Genomic DNA, 516 nt, shown 5'->3' with positions numbered 1-516 from the left:
CCTAACACCCGCGCCAGCGTCTCCAGTGTTTCCGTCGAAGGATCAGCGGTTTTTCCAGTTTCCAGCCTTGTTAACGTGACTGCCGTAATTCCCGATTTCTCCGCCAATTCCTTCTTAGTAAGCTGACGCCTTTTCCTTGCAATTGCTAACTTGCTGCAATTAAACATATCTCATCACTTTTTCGCAACACTGACGTCAATATCAAAGTCCGCGTCATCATTGCCGCCAGACGACGGATTGATGGAGATATCAGGATCGGTGCCGCTTTCTTCATCGAGTACGAAGATCCGCTTGCTAAAATCTTCGAACTGATCCCCTTCAAAGTTGCTGGGCTTGGATACTTCTGCACGCAAGCGCTTTCCATCATTACTGACACAGAACATCCAAACCGTAGGAGTCACGCCACGCTTACTTTCCAACTGGCTAGGATCAGTTGGTGGGTTCACAGGATTTTCCCAGAGCTCCGACTGAAGACCGTTTTGCACTAGTTGGCGTGAACCCGATCCCTTACCGGAT

1 protein-coding gene is annotated in these 516 nt (G+C 49.2%); it reads right to left on the bottom strand.

Annotated elements, in window-relative coordinates:
• Nucleotides 1-173: 173 nt before the first annotated feature.
• Nucleotides 174-516, bottom strand: a 343-nt coding sequence (locus tag J5M56_RS24325; protein WP_207937985.1) for a hypothetical protein, incomplete at its 5' end; no start/stop codon positions are given.

Source organism: Pseudomonas sp. 51_B (genome assembly GCF_017491595.1).
Lineage (GTDB): Bacteria > Pseudomonadota > Gammaproteobacteria > Pseudomonadales > Pseudomonadaceae > Aquipseudomonas > Aquipseudomonas promysalinigenes.
Note: the sequence above shows the minus strand (reverse complement) of the source record. Positions and strands in the feature narration are given on the sequence as shown.